Annotated in this window: 13 protein-coding genes; 5 read left to right on the top strand and 8 right to left on the bottom strand. The window is 66.5% G+C overall.

Annotated elements, in window-relative coordinates:
- Nucleotides 1-182: 182 nt before the first annotated feature.
- From VW23_RS13285 to VW23_RS13255, 7 genes are all read right to left on the bottom strand, one after another.
- Nucleotides 183-1,058 (bottom strand): ABC transporter permease, encoded by an 876-nt coding sequence (locus tag VW23_RS13285; RefSeq protein WP_069910043.1) that lies wholly within the window; start codon nucleotides 1,056-1,058, stop codon nucleotides 183-185.
- A complete protein-coding gene (locus VW23_RS13280) occupies nucleotides 1,055-3,139 on the bottom strand; it encodes an ABC transporter ATP-binding protein (RefSeq protein WP_084646065.1) in 2,085 nt (694 codons plus the stop codon). The genes VW23_RS13285 and VW23_RS13280 overlap by 4 nt, the downstream gene beginning before the upstream one ends.
- The gene (locus tag VW23_RS13275) at nucleotides 3,139-4,695 is read right to left on the bottom strand and encodes an ABC transporter substrate-binding protein (RefSeq protein ID WP_069910041.1); all 1,557 of its coding nucleotides are present in this window, start codon (nucleotides 4,693-4,695) and stop codon (nucleotides 3,139-3,141) included. Before VW23_RS13275 ends, VW23_RS13280 begins: the two co-directional genes overlap by 1 nt.
- Before the next feature lie 58 nt (nucleotides 4,696-4,753).
- On the bottom strand, nucleotides 4,754-6,274 hold the full coding sequence (locus VW23_RS13270) for a M81 family metallopeptidase (protein ID WP_069910040.1): 1,521 nt from the start codon (nucleotides 6,272-6,274) through the stop codon (nucleotides 4,754-4,756).
- 230 nt (nucleotides 6,275-6,504) lie between these two features.
- Nucleotides 6,505-7,275 (bottom strand): IclR family transcriptional regulator, encoded by a 771-nt coding sequence (locus tag VW23_RS13265; RefSeq protein ID WP_069910039.1) that lies wholly within the window; start codon nucleotides 7,273-7,275, stop codon nucleotides 6,505-6,507.
- Between the two features lie 22 nt (nucleotides 7,276-7,297).
- On the bottom strand, nucleotides 7,298-8,596 hold the full coding sequence (locus VW23_RS13260; protein WP_069910038.1) for a type III PLP-dependent enzyme domain-containing protein: 1,299 nt from the start codon (nucleotides 8,594-8,596) through the stop codon (nucleotides 7,298-7,300).
- Entirely contained in the window at nucleotides 8,587-10,053 is a 1,467-nt protein-coding gene (locus VW23_RS13255; RefSeq protein WP_069910037.1) for a M81 family metallopeptidase, read from the bottom strand. Before VW23_RS13255 ends, VW23_RS13260 begins: the two co-directional genes overlap by 10 nt.
- Before the next feature lie 229 nt (nucleotides 10,054-10,282).
- Between VW23_RS13255 and VW23_RS13250 the strand changes: the two genes are divergently transcribed.
- The 5 genes from VW23_RS13250 to VW23_RS13230 all read left to right on the top strand — a co-directional run bounded on the left by VW23_RS13250 (nucleotide 10,283) and on the right by VW23_RS13230 (nucleotide 15,833).
- Nucleotides 10,283-11,107, top strand: coding sequence for an IclR family transcriptional regulator (locus tag VW23_RS13250; protein ID WP_069910036.1), 825 nt, complete (start codon nucleotides 10,283-10,285; stop codon nucleotides 11,105-11,107).
- Nucleotides 11,104-12,588 (top strand): M81 family metallopeptidase, encoded by a 1,485-nt coding sequence (locus tag VW23_RS13245; RefSeq protein ID WP_069910035.1) that lies wholly within the window; start codon nucleotides 11,104-11,106, stop codon nucleotides 12,586-12,588. The genes VW23_RS13250 and VW23_RS13245 overlap by 4 nt, the downstream gene beginning before the upstream one ends.
- 17 nt (nucleotides 12,589-12,605) lie before the next feature.
- The gene (locus tag VW23_RS13240) at nucleotides 12,606-12,992 is read left to right on the top strand and encodes a RidA family protein (protein WP_069910034.1); all 387 of its coding nucleotides are present in this window, start codon (nucleotides 12,606-12,608) and stop codon (nucleotides 12,990-12,992) included.
- Between the two features lie 111 nt (nucleotides 12,993-13,103).
- A complete protein-coding gene (locus VW23_RS13235; protein WP_244513567.1) occupies nucleotides 13,104-14,453 on the top strand; it encodes an aspartate aminotransferase family protein in 1,350 nt (449 codons plus the stop codon).
- A gap of 315 nt (nucleotides 14,454-14,768) precedes the next feature.
- Nucleotides 14,769-15,833 carry a LysR family transcriptional regulator gene (locus VW23_RS13230; RefSeq protein ID WP_084646060.1) on the top strand — a complete coding sequence of 355 codons (1,065 nt, stop codon included), beginning with the start codon at nucleotides 14,769-14,771 and terminating at the stop codon, nucleotides 15,831-15,833.
- Nucleotides 15,834-15,839: 6 nt separating this feature from the next.
- Here VW23_RS13230 and VW23_RS13225 read toward each other — a convergent pair whose 3' ends face one another.
- Entirely contained in the window at nucleotides 15,840-16,727 is an 888-nt protein-coding gene (locus tag VW23_RS13225) for a siderophore-interacting protein (protein WP_069910044.1), read from the bottom strand.
- Between the last annotated feature and the right edge of the window lie 76 nt (nucleotides 16,728-16,803).

Here is a 16,803-nt window from a genome sequence, read left to right as displayed (position 1 = left end):
CGGATGAGGGCAAAAGCCCTCACCGCGGGGGGACCGCCGAAGGCGGTGGAGGGGGCGGCAGGAAGCGCCGGTGTTTGGGGTCGCCCCCTCCACCAGCTTCGCTGGTCCCCCCGGGGTGAAGCCTCTGGCTTCATCCCCTCCCCCGCTGCGCGGTGGAGGAGCACTGCAAGTCCAGCGCAAACTCATGGTGTGCCCCCGACCTTGGTGGGGGTGACGACCTCGCTGCGGTTTTCGAGAATGCCGGCCAGCGCTCGGCCGATCGTGTCGAAGCTGAGGATGGTCAGCGTCAGCACGATGCCCGGCAGCACCGCATAATACGGCGCCTCATGCAGGTAGGATTTGCCCGTGCGCAGCATCTCGCCCCAGCTCGGGGTGGGCGGCGCGACACCGACCCCGAGGAACGACAAGGCCGCCTCGAGCAGGATCGCTACCGAGCAGAGCACGACGATCTGAACGAAGATCGGACTCCATGAATTGGGGAGGATCGTGCGGAACATGTTGTAGGCCGAGCTGCCGCCGAACGCCTCGACCGCGGTGACGAAATCGCGTCGCCGGAGCGACAGCACCTGCGCCCGGGTGATGCGGGCAAAGCTCGGAATGCCGGTGATCCCCACCGCGATCAGCGCCGCCACCTGGCTGCGCCCCAGCACCGCGATCATCGCCATGGCGAAGAGGATGGCCGGCAGCGCCAGGAGCACGTCGACGAAGCGCATCAGCGTCGCATCGCGCCAGCCGCCGAAGAACCCGGCGACGAGCCCGATCGGCACCCCGATCACGGCCGCGATCGCCACCGCGCCGGCGGCGGTAAGCAGCGAGGTCCGCGCCCCGAACACCACGCGCGCCATGATATCGCGGCCCACCTCATCGGTGCCGAACCAGTTGGCAGCCGATGGCCCGTTGAGCGCGTTGACCAGCTTCTGTGCGTAAGGGTTCAGCGGCAGGAAATCGGCGAAGATCGCCGCCAGCGTGATGCCGAGGAGGAACAGCAACGCCAGTGCCGAACCCGGCCTGCGCAGCAGCCGCTGCAGCACCGAGCCGGTTGACCGGAGGAGTTTCATCGCGCCGCCTCCAGTTGCCGTTCGGCGCCCACCGACAATGGCCCGGCGTGATGGCACGAGGTGTGGGTTTCAAGCCCCGGATAGGCCTCGAATACCGGCGCCTCGCTGCGGCAGCGCTCGGTGGCGCGAAAGCAGCGCGGATGGAAGGTGCAACCGCTGGGCGGCTTGGCCGGATTGGGGATTTCGCCTTCCAGCACGATGCGCCGCCGGCTGTCGCGCACCGCCGGATCGGGCACCGGCGCGGCGGAGAGCAGGCTCTGCGTGTAAGGGTGGACCGGTTGGTCGTACAGCGTGTCGCGCCCGCTCTCTTCGACGATGCGGCCCAGATACATCACCGCCACGCGATCCGAGATATGCCGCACCACGCTGAGGTTGTGGGCGATGAACAGGTAACCGAGCCCCAGCTCCTTCTGCAGATCCTGCAGGAGGTTGATCACCTGCGCCTGGATCGATACGTCGAGCGCCGCCACCGGCTCGTCGAGGATCAGCAGCCGCGGCTGCAGCGCCAGCGCCCGGGCAATGCCGATGCGCTGCTTCTGTCCGCCTGAGAACTCGCTCGGGTAGCGCCCCAGCATCGAGCGCGACAGCCCGACCATATCGAACAGTTCGGCGATGCGCGGCGCCCCGCCCATTTCGTCATAGATGCCGTGAATGCGCAGCGGTTCGGCGACGATCTCCTCGACCGTCAGCACCGGGTTGAGCGAGGCATAGGGGTCCTGGAAGATGTACTGCATCTGCCGGCGGGCCTTGCGCATGTCGCCGCGCGTGAGCCCGACGATCGACTGCCCTTCGAAGCGGATGTCGCCGCCGGTCGCCCCGATCAGCCCCATGATGGCGCGCCCGGTGGTGGTCTTGCCGCAGCCGGATTCGCCGACGAGACTAACCGTCTCGCCCGGCCGCACCGCAAGGCTCACGCCGTCGACCGCCCGCACCCAGCCGATAGTACGGCGGAGGATCGAGGAGCGGACCGGGAAATGCACCTTGAGGTTATCGACCACCAGCAGCGGATTGGCCGTCGGGGTGGCTCCGCCGGCCGCCTCGCGCGGCGTGGCAACTACGCTCGCAACGGGGATCTCGTCCGCATAGTGACAAGCCGCCTGCTGCAGCTCGTTGACTACACGTAGGGATGGTTCTTCGCGGCTGCAACGGGCCCGACCCACAGCGAGGGCGCAACGCGGGTGGAAACTGCAGCCGGTGGGCAGCGCGCTGGGGGTCGGCGGTTGGCCGGGGATCGGGTCGAGCCGCGCATCGGTGGTGTCGATGCGCGGGATCGAGCGCAGCAGCGCCCGCGTGTAGGGGTGCCGGGGCGAGCGGAACAGCTCGGCTACCGGGCCGGTCTCGACGATGCGGCCGCCATACATTACCGCCACCCGGTCGGCGACTTCCGCCACCACTCCCAGGTCGTGGGTAATGAGGATCACCGCCGCGCCGGTCTCGGCCTGTCGCCGCGCCAGCACCGCCAGCACCTGCGCCTGCACCGTGACATCGAGCGCCGTGGTCGGCTCGTCCGCGATGATCAGGTTCGGCTGCCCGGCCATCGCCATGGCGATGACCGCCCGCTGCCGCATGCCGCCGGAGAACTGGTGCGGATATTGAGCGACCCGCCCTTCGGGATCGGCGATATCGACTTCGCGCAGCAGGCCGGCCGCGCGTTTGGGCGCCTCGCCCTTGGCGAGCAGCCCGTGCGCCACCTGCCCCTCGGTGATCTGCCGGCCGACCGGCAGCACCGGGTTGAGCGTCGTCGTCGGGTCCTGGAAGATGAAACCGACATCGCGCCCTCGCATCTGGCGCAGCGTTTCCGGTTCGGCGCCGATCACCTCGAGCTTGCCGAGCCGGATCGAGCCGGAGACCCGCGCGGTCTCGGGCAACAGCCCGGTGACCGCGAGGGCGGTGACGCTCTTGCCCGATCCGCTTTCACCGACGATGCAGAGCACTTCATTGGCGTAGACATCGAAATCGACGCCCCGCACCACAGGCACCGCACGACCGGAACCGGTGAACTCCACCTTGAGATTCCTGACCGACAGGACCGGAACAGCGTTCGGGTCCATGTCGGGTCGTACGGCGCCTGCGTCAGCCATTACTTGAAGCCGATGGTGCGGGCGACGAGCAGGTTGTCGATATCGAGCGTGAAGCCGCCGAGCTTGTCGGAAGCAACGATCAGCCCGGTATCGACCGTGTTGGTGGGCACGGCGAACGAGTCCGTCACCAGCACGCGGTTGAGCTCGGCATAGGCCGCCTTCACCGCATCCTCCGGACCGGAGGTAGCGTTCACCTTGTCGATCGCCGCGACATAGTCCGGGAACGGGTGCGGGTCCTTCAGCACCGGGTTCTTGGCCGTGCGGTAGATCGAGTTGGTGGCCATGCGCGACGGGAACTTCTGCGCATTGCCGACCGCACCGAAGGTGGCCCAGAAGTCGCCGCCCAGCAGCGCATCGGTGTATTCGGCCCCCTGGCGGACATCGAGCTCGATGTTGATGCCGGCTTCGGCCAGTGCGCTTTGCACGATCTGGCTGATCACCACGCCCGGCTCGTCATTGCCGTAGACCAGCATCTTCCAGTCGCTCATCTCGGCGGCTGACAGCCCCGACGCTGCGAACAGCTCCTTGGCCTTGTCCATGTTGTAGGCGAACTCGGCGGTATAGGCCTCGTCGAACGCCGGCGAGGCCGGAGCCCAGGGCAGTGCCACGACGGTGCCGAGGCCGGCATAGGCCACCTTCACCATGCCCTCGCGGTCCATGATGTAGTTGAAGGCCTGGCGGAACTTTTCGTTGGTGAACGGCGCGCGCGTCGCATTGATGCGGAACACCTGCACCAGCGAGCCCGGCCCGCGGACCACCTGATAGCCCGCATCCTGCAGCCGCACCGCGTTGCGCGCGGTGCTGCCATAGACCATGTCGATCGAACCCGACTCGAGCGCCGCGCTGGCGGCCGCGTCATCGGCGAAGATGGTGAACACGATCTCGTCGAGGATCGGCTCGTTGTCGCGCCAGTAGTTGGGGTTCTTCTTCATCGTCAGGCTCTGCCCGACGGCACGGTCGGCCAGGAGATACGCTCCCGTGCCGGCCGGCACGGTTTCGACCGTCGCGATCCCCGCCGCTTCGATCGGGATCATGAACTGCAAGAGGTCGGTGATCTGCTTGGTCGGCACCGGCGCCTTGAAGTTGATGGTGATGGTCGTCGCATCGGGCGCTGCCCAATCCTTGACGATCGCCATGGTGCCGAAAACGTTCTTGCCGAGGTCGGGGTTGGCCGCCTTCTCCAGCGTCGCCACCACATCGGCCGAGCTGAACTTGCCGCCCGACGCGAAGGTCACGTCGTCGCGCAGCTTCAGCGTCACCGAGGTGTTGTCGGCGTTGATCGTCCACTCGGTGGCAAGGCTCGGTATCGCCTCGCCTTCCGGGGTGTACTCGATCAGGCTGTCATAGAGGTTCTTGATCAGGTGAAAATTCACCGTCGAGAACTGCTGCGGATCATAGTTGGTCATGTCGGCGAGCAGGCCGACGCGCAGTGTGCCGCCCTTCAGCTCCTGGGCCTGGGCGATGACCGGTGCGACCAGACTGGTACCGATCGGGGCGACGGCGGCGAACAGCGCCAGCCCCAAAATCTTCAATGGCCTAAGAAATCCGTACTTCATGCAAGCGACTCCCCTGTGAGTTCAAAAGACGTGACGGCAACAGGCAGAAAGCAAATGATCAGGCCCGCCGGCGTGGTCCCGGCTGCGACGACACGGCGCGCCAGTCCGGGACCGGCTCGAGCGGGTACATCGGCCGCGGCACGCGCTTCCATGGCAGCGTGAACACGTCCGACTGGCCGGTGCCGCGCGTATCGGCACGGATCACCCGCGAGGTCAGCGGCGCGAAATACTGGAAGTTCGACGCGGTCTTCAGCACCGCGATCTTGTAGTCGCGCGGGTTCACTCCCATCGCCTCGTAGAGCTGCGGCAGGTTGCCGGCGAGCCCGCGCAGCTCGGTGATCATCATGGTGATCGGCCCGACATCGAAGATCACCGCCTGGCCGAGATCGACCTCGTTCTGGTGGCTGTCGGTGATATGGATCATGCCGCCGCCGACGGTCCGCACCGTGCCCGTCACTTCGATCGGGCTGAAGAACTCGGGCGCCGCATCGCCGCCGAGCAGCAATGTCACCTCGGCGCCCTCGCCGGCTTCGCTGAGGGTCTTCGCCGCACCCGGGGAAATCAGCGGCACCAGCGCCTTGCTCCTGATCTTCAGGCGGATCATCGCCTCGAGGATCAGGTTGCTGTCGCCGGCCGAACCGCCGAACACCGTGTCGCCGGTGTCGGACAGCACCACGATACCCCTGGGCTCGGCCTCCGCCAGGCGCACCGCATCGTCGATCGATACCGCTTCGCGCACCTGGAAAGCGTCGCGCAGCGACCAGCAGAGGTCGGCCAATTCGTCCGCCAGCTGTTCGGCCAGCGCCTGGTCATTGTCGGTGACGACGATGGTCGCCCAGCCGCCCTCGGCCACATCCAGCCAGGGCTGCATCGGATAGTTCGACGCCTGCAGCACCCGCGGGTCGGCTTCCATGGCGCGCGCCCGGTCGAACCAGGCCTTCATCGGGCCCTTCGAGGTAAGGAACTGCTCCTGGTGCGACACCAGCGGGATCTTCCGCCACGCCGTGGTCGGTTTCAGCTTCTCCGTGATGATCTTGAGCAGGAGCTCAGTGCCGATCACCCCGGTGTCGAACGTGTCATGTGGCTGCGTCCGGTGCCCGACGATGGCGTCGACGCTATCGACCATCTTCTGCGTCACGTTGGCGTGGTGATCGAGCCCCAGGACGATCGGCACGTTCGGCCCAAGGATGGCGCGGCACAACGCCGCCTGCTCGCCCTCGACATCGTCGATGCCCTCGGCGGCGCAGGCCCCGTGCAGCTGCAGCGCCAGCCCGTCGATCGGCCCCTCGGCCAGCGCCGCCTTGAGCCCGTCGCGGATCTTGTGGTCGAAATAGTCGAACGAGGCCCGGTCGATCCGCCCGCCAGCCACGGCCCAGGCGCGGATGATCGGCACGATCTCGATGTCGAGACCGGACTGTTCGATCACCTCCAGGAAGCCGCCGACCTGCCCGAGCCCGCGCAACTTCGTAACGATGTCGCGGCCCTCGTAGATGCCGAACGCCTCGTAATCGGCCATCGTGGTGAGGACCGGATTGAAGTCGTTGGTTTCCTGGGCGACGTGAATAACGGCAATGCGCAAGGCAATCTCCGGGCAACACCATCCTGTCCCGCCAAATGAAGGATTGGCGAGGTGAACAGTCGTATCGGTTCTCCGAAAGCGGAGAACTTCAGAAAAGTCTCGGAAACGGGACGCTAAGCCGTTGCGATCACAGGGCGCACCCGTAGATCATCACGCTATTAACGGCCCAAAATGGTGTCAATAACGCCAGGTTTCGTCACAAGGAACAACGGCGCACCGGTGGTGCGACCTTAGTGTTGTGCGGACAGATGTGTGGAAATTCGCTTGGCGGCGCCCTTCAGTGCATCCGCCGCCACCATGGTCAGCTCCGGCTTCATCCGCCGCTCCGGCGCCGACAGGCTCATCGCCGCCACCGGGTAGCCGGTTCGATCGAGGATCGGCACGCCGATACACATCAGCCCATCCTCGTTCTCGCCCACTTCGATGGCGTAGCCGCGCCGCCGCACGTCATCGACCTGCCGCCTGAGCTTGTCGGCATCGGTCAGCGTGTTGATGGTCCGCTGCGGCAGCTCGCTGCTCAGTGCCAACGCGTCGGCATCGGGCAGGAAGGCCATCATGGCCTTGCCCAGCGAGGTCGAGTGCGCCGGATGCCGGTGGCCGATCCGCGCATTGGCGCGCAACGGCCGGCCGGGCTCCAGCATATCGATATAGACCACCTCGTTCTCCGACAGCACGGCGAGGTTCACCGTCTCGTGGAAGGTCTCCATCAGCGTCTGCATTTCCGGCTGGGCGATATCGCGCAGTCCCTGCAATTCCTGATCGACCCGCGCCAGCGAGCGGAACTTGCTGCCCACGCCATAGCGATCGCGCTTCAGGTCGTGCTCGAGGAACTGCGCTGCCGACAGGGTCTGCAGGTAGCGGAACACCGTGGTCTTGGGCAGCTTGAGCTCGTGCACCGTCTCGGTCAGCGTCACGTCGTGTCCCTGCCGCGCCACGTAATCCAGCACCTGCAGGGCCTTCATCACTGGAAGAACGATATAGTCGCCGCCAGACTTGCTCATCGCTTACCCCTTGGTTGATCGGTCAGAAGAACGTCTTGAGGGCGCCGGTGACGCCGTAATCCTCGTCGACCAGCACCAGCATCTGCCACTTGTCGAATGTCGTGCACGGGTGCCCGATGCCGAACGCCACCATGTCGCCGGCTTCGAGCGGGCTGTCGGCGGGCATCGTCATGTGGCAGTGCTGGTCGTTGAGCGCCACCACCGTATGCCCCGTTGGCATCGTCTCAGGCTTCGTCATGTTGCCCGGACGGAACCAGCGCAGCGGCACCGGCATGCCGGCATCGAAGCTGATGTCGCGCTTGCCCATGGTCAGCACCGTGCGCCCATCCTCGGGGCGCGACTGCACATAGGCCCAGACTTCCAGCGCCGCCTCGAGCCGCCCCTGCGGCAGCTTCAGCGAGGTGTCGCTGATGATCCGCTCGAAGGCCGCGGCATAAGAGATCGAGTCGTGCGTCAGGTAGCAGCCCGAGCGCAGCACCTTGACCACCGGCCGCGCGAACGCCACCTGGTTGAAGCGCGTGCCGACCCGATCGAAGAAGGCCGAACCACCGGCGCTTACCACCACCGGCTGGCCATCGCGGAACAACCCTTCGGCGAGCGCGCTGACCGCCAGCGCCGCCACGTCGTCGATCAACCCGTCGGCCGCTTCCGGCGTCGGCAAGAGGCCTTCGAAACACTCGAAGCCACCCAGCACCAGCCCCGGCGTCGAGGCGACGACGCGCGCCACCTCCATCGCCTCAGCGCGGGTCCGCGCCCCGGTGCGCCCACCGAGAAAGCCGATCTCGACCAGGACGCGCAGCGGATTGCCTTTCGGCGGCGGGTTGCGCCTGGCGCCGTCCGCCAGCAGCTGCAGCCCCGGCAGCCCGTCAGCCAGGCAGTAGAGTTCGAACCCGTCGCCTTGCAGCGCCTTGAAGCAGGCGTCGATCGCCTTCACGCCCACCGGCTGGTTGGCGATCAGCACCCGCTTCACCCCGAAGCGCACGCAGACGCTGAGCTGCTGTACCGTGGCGACGGTGATCGCCCAGGCGCCATCGGCTACCTGCAGGTCGAACAAGGCCGGCGACATCGTGGTCTTGCCATGCGGCGCGATCACCAGGTCGTTCTCCCCGGTGAAGGCGCTCATCCATCGGCTGTTGGCGCGCACCACCTCCTGCCGGATCACCGCCAGCGGTAAAGGCATGTCGCCCTTCAGCACGTTCCAGCCCTGCCGGCCGACCTCGCCCACGGTGAGCGCCGGCGCGTCGAACGGCAGCCCCTTGGTCAAGGGGTCGAGCTGCTGGCGATCGAGGGCGGCGAGGTCGAGACGGGGAATCAGAGCCATGGGTGGGGGTCCAGCGGATAAATCGGGCGGCGGAGCTTGGTGTACGGGATCATCCTGGGATCGCTCGGGAACGGCCCGCCGGTATCGAGATAATGGATCTTCGCCGCGATCTTGGAGAATGCGGCATAGAAGTGGTTCGACGACTTCACCACCACGACCTTCTTGGCGCTGAGGTCGATGCCGAGCTTGGTGAAGGCCGGCGGGCTGAAGGTCTGTGACCGCCCGGTGGCGAGGACGATATCGACATTGCCGATGCTGATCGCCGCGGCCGGCCCCAGCGACACCCAGCTCTGCTCGAACGGGATCAAGAGGTTATCCGACACGGCTTTGACCACCACGTCGGCATCGACCGGATGGCCGGAGGTTTCCGACACCTTGCCGCAGAAGCGCAGCCGGATCGCCGCGCCGACACCCGCCGCGCGGCAGAACTGCACCGCGATCGGATCCCACAGCGCGCCGATCGCCGAGGGGATTTCCGGATGCGCCAAGAGCGCATCGATCATCACCGAGGAATCCCCGGCAACGCCGCCGCCCGGGCTGTCCCACCGATCGGCAAAGACGATCGGCTGCCCCACTTCGGCCAGCGCCTGCTGCATCGCCTCTTCGGGCTTATAGTGATGGGGGCCAGCGGCACCAGGCGGCCAGCCGAGGATCTCGCGCCCCAGTTGCTCGGCCAGCGTACTGGCCTTGGCGCGATTGGCCTCGCCATCGGCCACCACGAACACCTTGCAGCCGACATCGGCGACGTCGGCGGGAGTGAAGCCGTGTGTCACCGAAATCGACAGGATGCCGTCCTTGCCTTCGAGCTGCATCAGCTTGTCGACAAAGCTCCGCCCCGGCTCGCGGCTGGTCATGAAGGCGGCGCTGAGCGAGCGAAGGTCGAACACTTCGGTCACCGGCTCGATCTCGCCGCGCGCGGTGCGGAGGCAGAGCTCGACCAGATCCTCGGCTCGATCAAGGAAATCGGTGTGTGGAAACTCCTTGAACGCCACCAGCACGTCGGCATTGTCGATCCGCTGCTGCGTCAGGTGATGGTGCATATCGAGTTCGGCGCCGACCACCACGTCGGGTCCGACGAGCTGGCGCGTCCGCGCCAGGAGGTCCCCCTCGCAATCGTCATAGCCGCGCGCCACCATGGCGCCGTGCAGGCCATAGAGCACGATATCGACCGGCATCGCCGCTCTGAGCTGGTCGAGGATTTCGTCACGCAGGCTCTCATAGGCGCCCTGCGACACCAGCCCCGCCGGCTCGCCCCAGGTAGCAGTGCCCTCGATCAACGTGAAACCATCGGTCTTGGCGCGCCGTCGCGCCGCCACCATCGGCGCCGAACAGAGCGTCGGCGTATCCGGGTGCGTGCCGGGCGGGCAATAGAACGCTTCCTCGAAGGCGCTGCGATCGACGAACAGCGGCGAGAAGGTATTCGTTTCGGTGGCCAGCGACGCTACAAAGACCCGCAACACATCCGCTCCCCGGCAATGTCATCCATCCTACATGATGGAACGACCCCTACTTGCCGGAGTAGATGTAATGATAATGACAGCCCGACTGTCAACTCTACCGAGGTCGCATCTCCGCAAAAGCTGGTCTAACTGCTTGCACCACGCGAGCGCTCGTGTCTTATTGCGCCGGTAGCAGCCATCCGGCACTTGTTCTACATTGTGGAACCAGCCCCGAGAGACCGTGCGAATGCCCAGAACCAGCGCCCCTGACGACGCGCAGACCAGCCTCCCCACCGCCGAAGCCCGTATTCAGTCGGTCGCCCGCGCCAAGGCGCTGCTCGACGCCATGGCCGGCGGCGACTGGGTATCGCTGCGCGACCTGGCGATCCGCACCGGCCTCGCCAAGACCACCGCCTTCAACCTGGTCAGCGCGCTCGTCGATGTCGGGCTCACCGAGCGCGACGCCAAGGCAGGCGCCTATCGGCTGAGCCTGCAGCACCTGGTCTATGGCAAGGCGGTCGAGCGTCGGCTCGATATCGCCGCCATTGCCCGCCCGCACCTGATCCGGCTCTGCGCCACGACGCGCGAGACGGTAAACCTGGCGCTTCCCGGCCCGACCGACGCAGTGATCGTCGAGAGCCTCGAGGGCAGCCAGTCGCTGCGCGTCTCCTCCTATTCCGGCACCCGCGCCGCCTACCACTCCACCGCCTGCGGCCGGGCGCTCCTCGCCCACCAGCCGCTCAACTTCCGCCGGATCATATATTCGGTTGGAAACCTGCCGGCGGCGACCTCGCGCACCATCACCGACCCCGAGGCGCTCGAGACCGTGCTCGAGCGCTGCCGCACCCTCGGCTGGGCCACCGAGTTCGAAGAGAACGAGATGGGCAGCGCCTGCGTCGCCGCACCGATCTTCGGGCCCGGCGGCGATGCTATCGCCGCCGTCAGCATTGCCGGCCCCTCGGCCCGTTACGAGCCCGACAATATCGAGCGGCTGGGCAAGCTGCTCGTCGCCAGCCTCGCCGAGATCACCGCCGAAATGACCCATCACGCGCCGCATCCGAGCACCAAATGACCAAGCCTCGCATCCTCCTCGCCGGCCTGTTCCACGAGACCCACACCTTCGTCGACGAAATCACCGGGCTTGGCGAGTTCACCATCAACCGCGGCGGCGCAGTGACGGCGCGGCGCGGCGACGGCTCGACCATCGATGGTTTCCTCGAGGTCGCCGAGGCCGAGGGCTGGGAGGTTGTGCCGGTCGCCGATTTCTCCGCCCTCCCCTCCGGCACCGCCGACCACGCCGTGTTCGAGCTGTTCTGGAGCGAACTGCGCGCCGGTCTCGAAGCGGCGCTTGCCGATGGCGGGCTCGACGGCATCTGGCTCGCCCTGCATGGCGCCATGGTCACCACCCAGAGCGTCGATCCGGAAGGCGAGCTGCTGGCCCGGATCCGCCAGGTGCCGGGCGCCGAGACACTGCCGCTGTTCGGCGTCTTCGATCTCCACGCCACCTTCACCGCTGCCATGGCGAAAAACGCCAACGGCCTCGTCGCCTACCGCGAGAACCCGCATACCGACGCCAACGAGTCCGCCGTGCGCTCGGCGCAGCTCCTCGCCCGCGCCCTGCGCGAGGGCGTGCTGCCGCACATGCTTGCCCGCAATGCCCCGATCATCTGGGCCCCGACCGGCGTCGGCACCGCCGACCGCCCGATGCGCGATCTCGAAGCGCTGGCCCGCCAGATCGAAGCTGAGAATTCTGAAATCTGGACCGTCAACGTCGTGGCCGGCTATTCCTTTTCCGACATCCCCGATGCCGGCGTCGCCTTCTCCGTCACCACCACCGGCAGCGATGCCGACGCCAAGGCGGCCCTCGATCGGCTGGAGACCCTCGCCATCGAGCTACGCGAACTCGGCATTCCCACCGAATGGGACCTCGACGCCGCGCTCGCCGAGGTGAAGACCCTCTCCGGCGGGCCCTATGTCATCGTCGAGCCCTCCGACAATATCGGTGGCGGCGCGCCCGGCGATTGCACCCCGGTGCTGCGCGGCTTCCTCCGTCACGGCATCACCAATGCCGCTGTCGCCATCGCCGATGCCGCGGCGGTCCGCGCGCTCGAGGGCGCCAAACCCGGCGACAAGCGCACCCTGTCGATCGGCGGCAAGGGCAGCCGGCTCGACCCCGGTCCGGTGGAACTCGAAGTCAGCTTCGTCAGCCGCTCCGACGGCGCCTTCACCCTCGAGGATCGGAACAGCCACCTCGCCGCCATGCAGGGCATACACTACAATATGGGGCCCTCGGCGGTGGTCGAAGCCAATGGCATCAAGATCCTGCTCTCGAGCCGCAAGACCCCGCCCTTCGATCTCGGCCAGCTGCGCTCGCAGGGCATCATCCCCGAGGAGCTGTCGGTGATCGGCGTCAAGGCCGCGGTGGCGCACCGCCGTGCCTACGACAAGATCGCCAAAGGCAGTTACACCGTCACCACTCCGGGGCCCTGCACCAGCGCCCTAAAAACCCTGCCCTACCAGCGGCTACGGAAACCGGTCTTTCCGATCAGCTGATCTCCAGGAGTATTCCCATGATCGAATATCCCAGCGCGCCGGATACCCCGCGCTCGCACCTGCCGTTCAGCCCCGCCACCAAGGTGGGCGAGCTGATCTTCGTCTCCGGTCAGGCCTCGGTCGATGCCACCGGCAAGATCGTCTCGGACAGTTTCGAGGGCGAGATGCGCCGCTCGATCGAGAACCTGCGCAAGGTGCTCGAGGATGCCGGCAGCGACCTCGCCCATGTGGTCCGCACCTGCAACTACGTGCGCGATGACGCCGACCTCGCACTCTACAACCGCATCTACCCGGAATACTTCCAGGCGCCGTTCCCGGCCCGCACCACCATCACCAATTGCCTCGGCGCCGCACTCCGCTACGAGATCGACTGCATTGCCGTCGCCAAGAACTCCAAAGCATAACTGCCGGTTTTACGAGCTTTCCGCCCATTTTTTCGCCTCGCGAAACCGGCGGCCATTTACAACTTTCTGGCCCTGAGGCCACTTGGACTTAGAAGATTGAGGAGTCCCGCGTTGACCGTTACATCCCCTGCCGCACCATCGGCCGCTCAGTCGCGCCTGCTCAGCTTCGATAAATCCGTCGAGGCGATCCGCACCAACTCGCAGTGGATCTCCGGCGGCGTGAACAGCAATTTCCGCCTCAACATCTCGCCCACCCCGCTGGTGTTCGAACGCGGCGAAGGCGCCTATCTCTACGACGTCGATGGCAACAAGCTGATCGACTACTACCTCGGCATGGGTCCGATGATCCTCGGCCACAAGCCGCAGGCGCTGGTCGATGCGGTGAAGTCGCAGATCGACAGCGGTATCCTGTTCGCCGGCCAGACGGCGATCGAAGCGGAAGCTGCCCGCCTCGTCTGCGAGCTGGTGCCGTCGGCCGAGCGCATGCGCTTCGGTTCCTCCGGGTCCGAGGTCGACCAGGCCGCCATGCGGCTCGCTCGCGCCGCCACCGGCCGCACCAAGGTCCTGAAGTTCGAGGGCCACTATCACGGCTGGTTCGACAACGTGCTGTGGTCCACCGCGCCGGCCCTCGACGCGGCTGGTCCCGCCGATGCGCCGGTGCCGGTGATCGGCTCGAAAGGCCAGCTCAAGGACACTGCCGATACCCTTGTCGTCCTGCCCTGGAACAATCTCGAGCTGCTCACCGCACGGCTCGCCGAGGGCGATATCGCCGCCGTCATCATGGAAGCGGCGATGTGCAACCAGGGTGCCGTGCACCCGCTCCCGGGCTACCTCGAAGGCGTCCGTGAGGCCTGCACCAAGACCGGCACCATCCTGATCTTCGACGAAGTCATCACCGGCTTCCGCCTCGCCCCCGGCGGCGCCCAGGAACTGTTCGGCGTCACCCCCGACCTTTCGACCTTCGGCAAGGCCATCGCCAATGGCTTCCCGGTGGCGGCGATTGCCGGCCGCGCTGACCTGATGGACATGTTCACCTCGGGTGGCGTCGTCCATGGCGGCACCTATAACGCCCAGCCGATCGCCATGGCGGCGACCGCTGCGACGCTGAAGTCGCTGACCCCGGCGCTCTACAAGAAGATCGGTGTTGCCGGCACCGCGCTGCAGGACGGTTTTAGAGAAATCTTCGCCTCGGCGGGCGTTGCCGCCTCGGTGGTCGGCTTCCCGCAGGTCTTCCACGTCGCCCTCGGCCTCGACAAGCCGGCCCGCGATTTCCGCGATCTCGCCAAAATGAATCGCCCCGCCTACATCGCGCTGACCACCGCCCTGATGTACCGCGGCGTCCGCGCCCTCGAACGCGGCGCCTGGTTCCTCTCCAGCGAGCACGATGCCGGCGTGATCAATGATACGCTGGCGGCGATGCGGGACGCGGTGCGTGAGCTGAAGGCCAAGGGGACGCTGTAGGCCATTTCACCGGCGTTGAGGGGACGGCCTTCTCCCCCTGCGGGAGAAGGTGCCCGAGGGGCGGATGAGGGGTATCTCTCCGCGTACTGGGTCGCTCCTCGCTTCGCTCGGAGCGCGCTACACTCGTTGCGCGGCCCCCTCATCCGGCGCTACGCGCCACCTCCGGGCGAGGGCTACGCCCTCGTCCCGCGACCGCAAGGGGAGAAGGCAGACCGGTGGACGTGGAAGCCAAACCACCCCCCATCCCCAATCCTCTGCATTGGCCATCCGACTGCCGTCTCGCGCTAAGCCCGATCCTGGATTAGGAATAGCGATATGGCAGACGACGAAGATCGCACCATCCCCGCGGATATCACCGCGCTGCTGCAGACCGGGCGGCCGCGCACGGCGCTGCGCGCTCGCCGTCCCGAGATCACCCTGCATCAGCTGCGCATCTTCTGGGCCGTCGCCCATTCCGAAACCCTGACCCGCGCGGCCAAGCAACTCGGCCTCGCGCAGCCTTCGCTGTCGCAGCAGTTGTCGAAACTCGAGACCACCGTCGGCACAAGGCTGTTCCGCCGCCACTCCAACGAGATGACGCTCACCGAGGCCGGCACCTACCTGTTGCCCCGCGCCGAGCAGATCCTGCGCAACATGCAGGATCTCGAGGATGGGCTCGGCCAGTTCAGCGGCGGCCATCGCGTCACCGTCCGCCTCGCCGGCATCAACTCGGTGCTGCGTGTCGTGCTGCCGGCGGCGCTGGCCAGCACGCAGGCCAAATTCCCCGATATCGACTTCGACATCCAGGAAAGCGCCCCGGCTGACATTCTCGAAATGCTCTATGGCCGCCGCGTCAATGTCGGCCTTCTCGCCGCCAACTCGGTGGCGGAGGCGAGCGTCGGCTTCCAGCAAATCCCCATCATCGAGGACCCCTATGTGCTCGTCGTCCCCGAGACGTTGAGCCTCGACGACATCACCGACCCGCGCCAGCTGGCGCCACCAGACTGGGCCATGCTCAACCGCTCGATCCAGTTCATCTTCGGCACTCAGCATGCCAAGCGCGTCGCCGATTGGTACGACCAGATGCTGCCCGAGCATCGTGTCGTCGCTCAGTGCCGCAGCTTCGAAGTGGCGATCGGGCTGGTCCGCGCCGGCTCCGGTATCTGCCTCGCCCCGACGCTCTCGACGGTCAGCGGCAGCGCCTCGCTCGACGGCGTGCGACTCTACCGCATCAATGCCGATACTCGCCGCATCGTCGCGCTGGTCGCCTCGCAGTATCGTGGGCAAGAGCCTTACGCGAGCTTGATCGATGCGCTGCAGGCCGCCGGGGAAGCCCTGGCGCTGCCCGGCATCCGCCCCACCCCGCCCTTCCTCGATTGCGCCTCTCGCTCCGAATTCTGACCGAGCCTAAAGCCCGAACTTCTCCATCACCGCTTCGACGTCGTCGCGCACGTCCTGCGCGTCGCGGCCGGAGCGCCACAGGTCGTCGATCTGCTGTTTCACCGCTGGATCGAGCGCGCCCCAGTTGCGCTCCCATTCGGCCAGCTTGTCGGTCCAGTAGCCGGTGATCGAATAGCGGGTCGCCGGCCATTTCAGTTCGTGCCGCAGGTACTTGCGGATCGGCCGCACGGTCTTGGCTTCCGAGGCCACCCAGACATAGACCGAGCGATCGGCAGGGAAAGTCATCGACCTCACCGCGTCTTCGAGCTGGCTCGCCGCGATGCCGTTGCCGGCGCCATGCAGCCACACGATCTTCAGCTTGGCCCTGGTCTCGAACGGCTGCTCGTGGCTCTTGTCCGGCACCTCGACGATGACCCGCGCCTCGACGGTCTCGGCCAGCCCCTCGAGCAGCCGCCCCAGCGCCGGCAGCCCGGTCGCATCGCAGACGAACAGCTGCCAATCCGCATCGGCGGGGGCCTCGTAGATGCCGTAGGGCTCGCGCAGCACGATCTCATCGCCGGGCCTGGTCGCCTGCGCCCACTCGCTGGCGCGGCCGTTTTCGTGCACCACGAAATCGAGGTCGATCTCGCCATCGCGGAAATACCGGATGGTGTAGCACTCGCAATGCGCCGGCTTCTTGCCTTCGGGATACTTCCAGAACCCCTGCGCGTCGACCTCGGGCAGCACCAGCTCGCCGGTCACCGGATCGGGGAAGAACAGCCGCACATACTCGTCGCCGACGCCGGTCGTCTTCAGCGCCGCGATATCGGGACCGCCCAGCGTCACCCGCACCATGCCCGGCGTCACCATCTGCCGGCCAATAACCGTGCCCTTGATCAGCTTCAGCGGCGCCATCGTCGAACCCATCGCTCAAAACAATGGGGTATGCGCTACTAATTCTGATGTTTGCAGTCAACTTAAACGTCTGGTG

Origin of the sequence: Devosia insulae DS-56, from assembly GCF_000970465.2 — a bacterium.
GTDB lineage: Bacteria > Pseudomonadota > Alphaproteobacteria > Rhizobiales > Devosiaceae > Devosia_A > Devosia_A insulae.
This window is presented reverse-complemented; position numbering and strand designations above follow the sequence as displayed.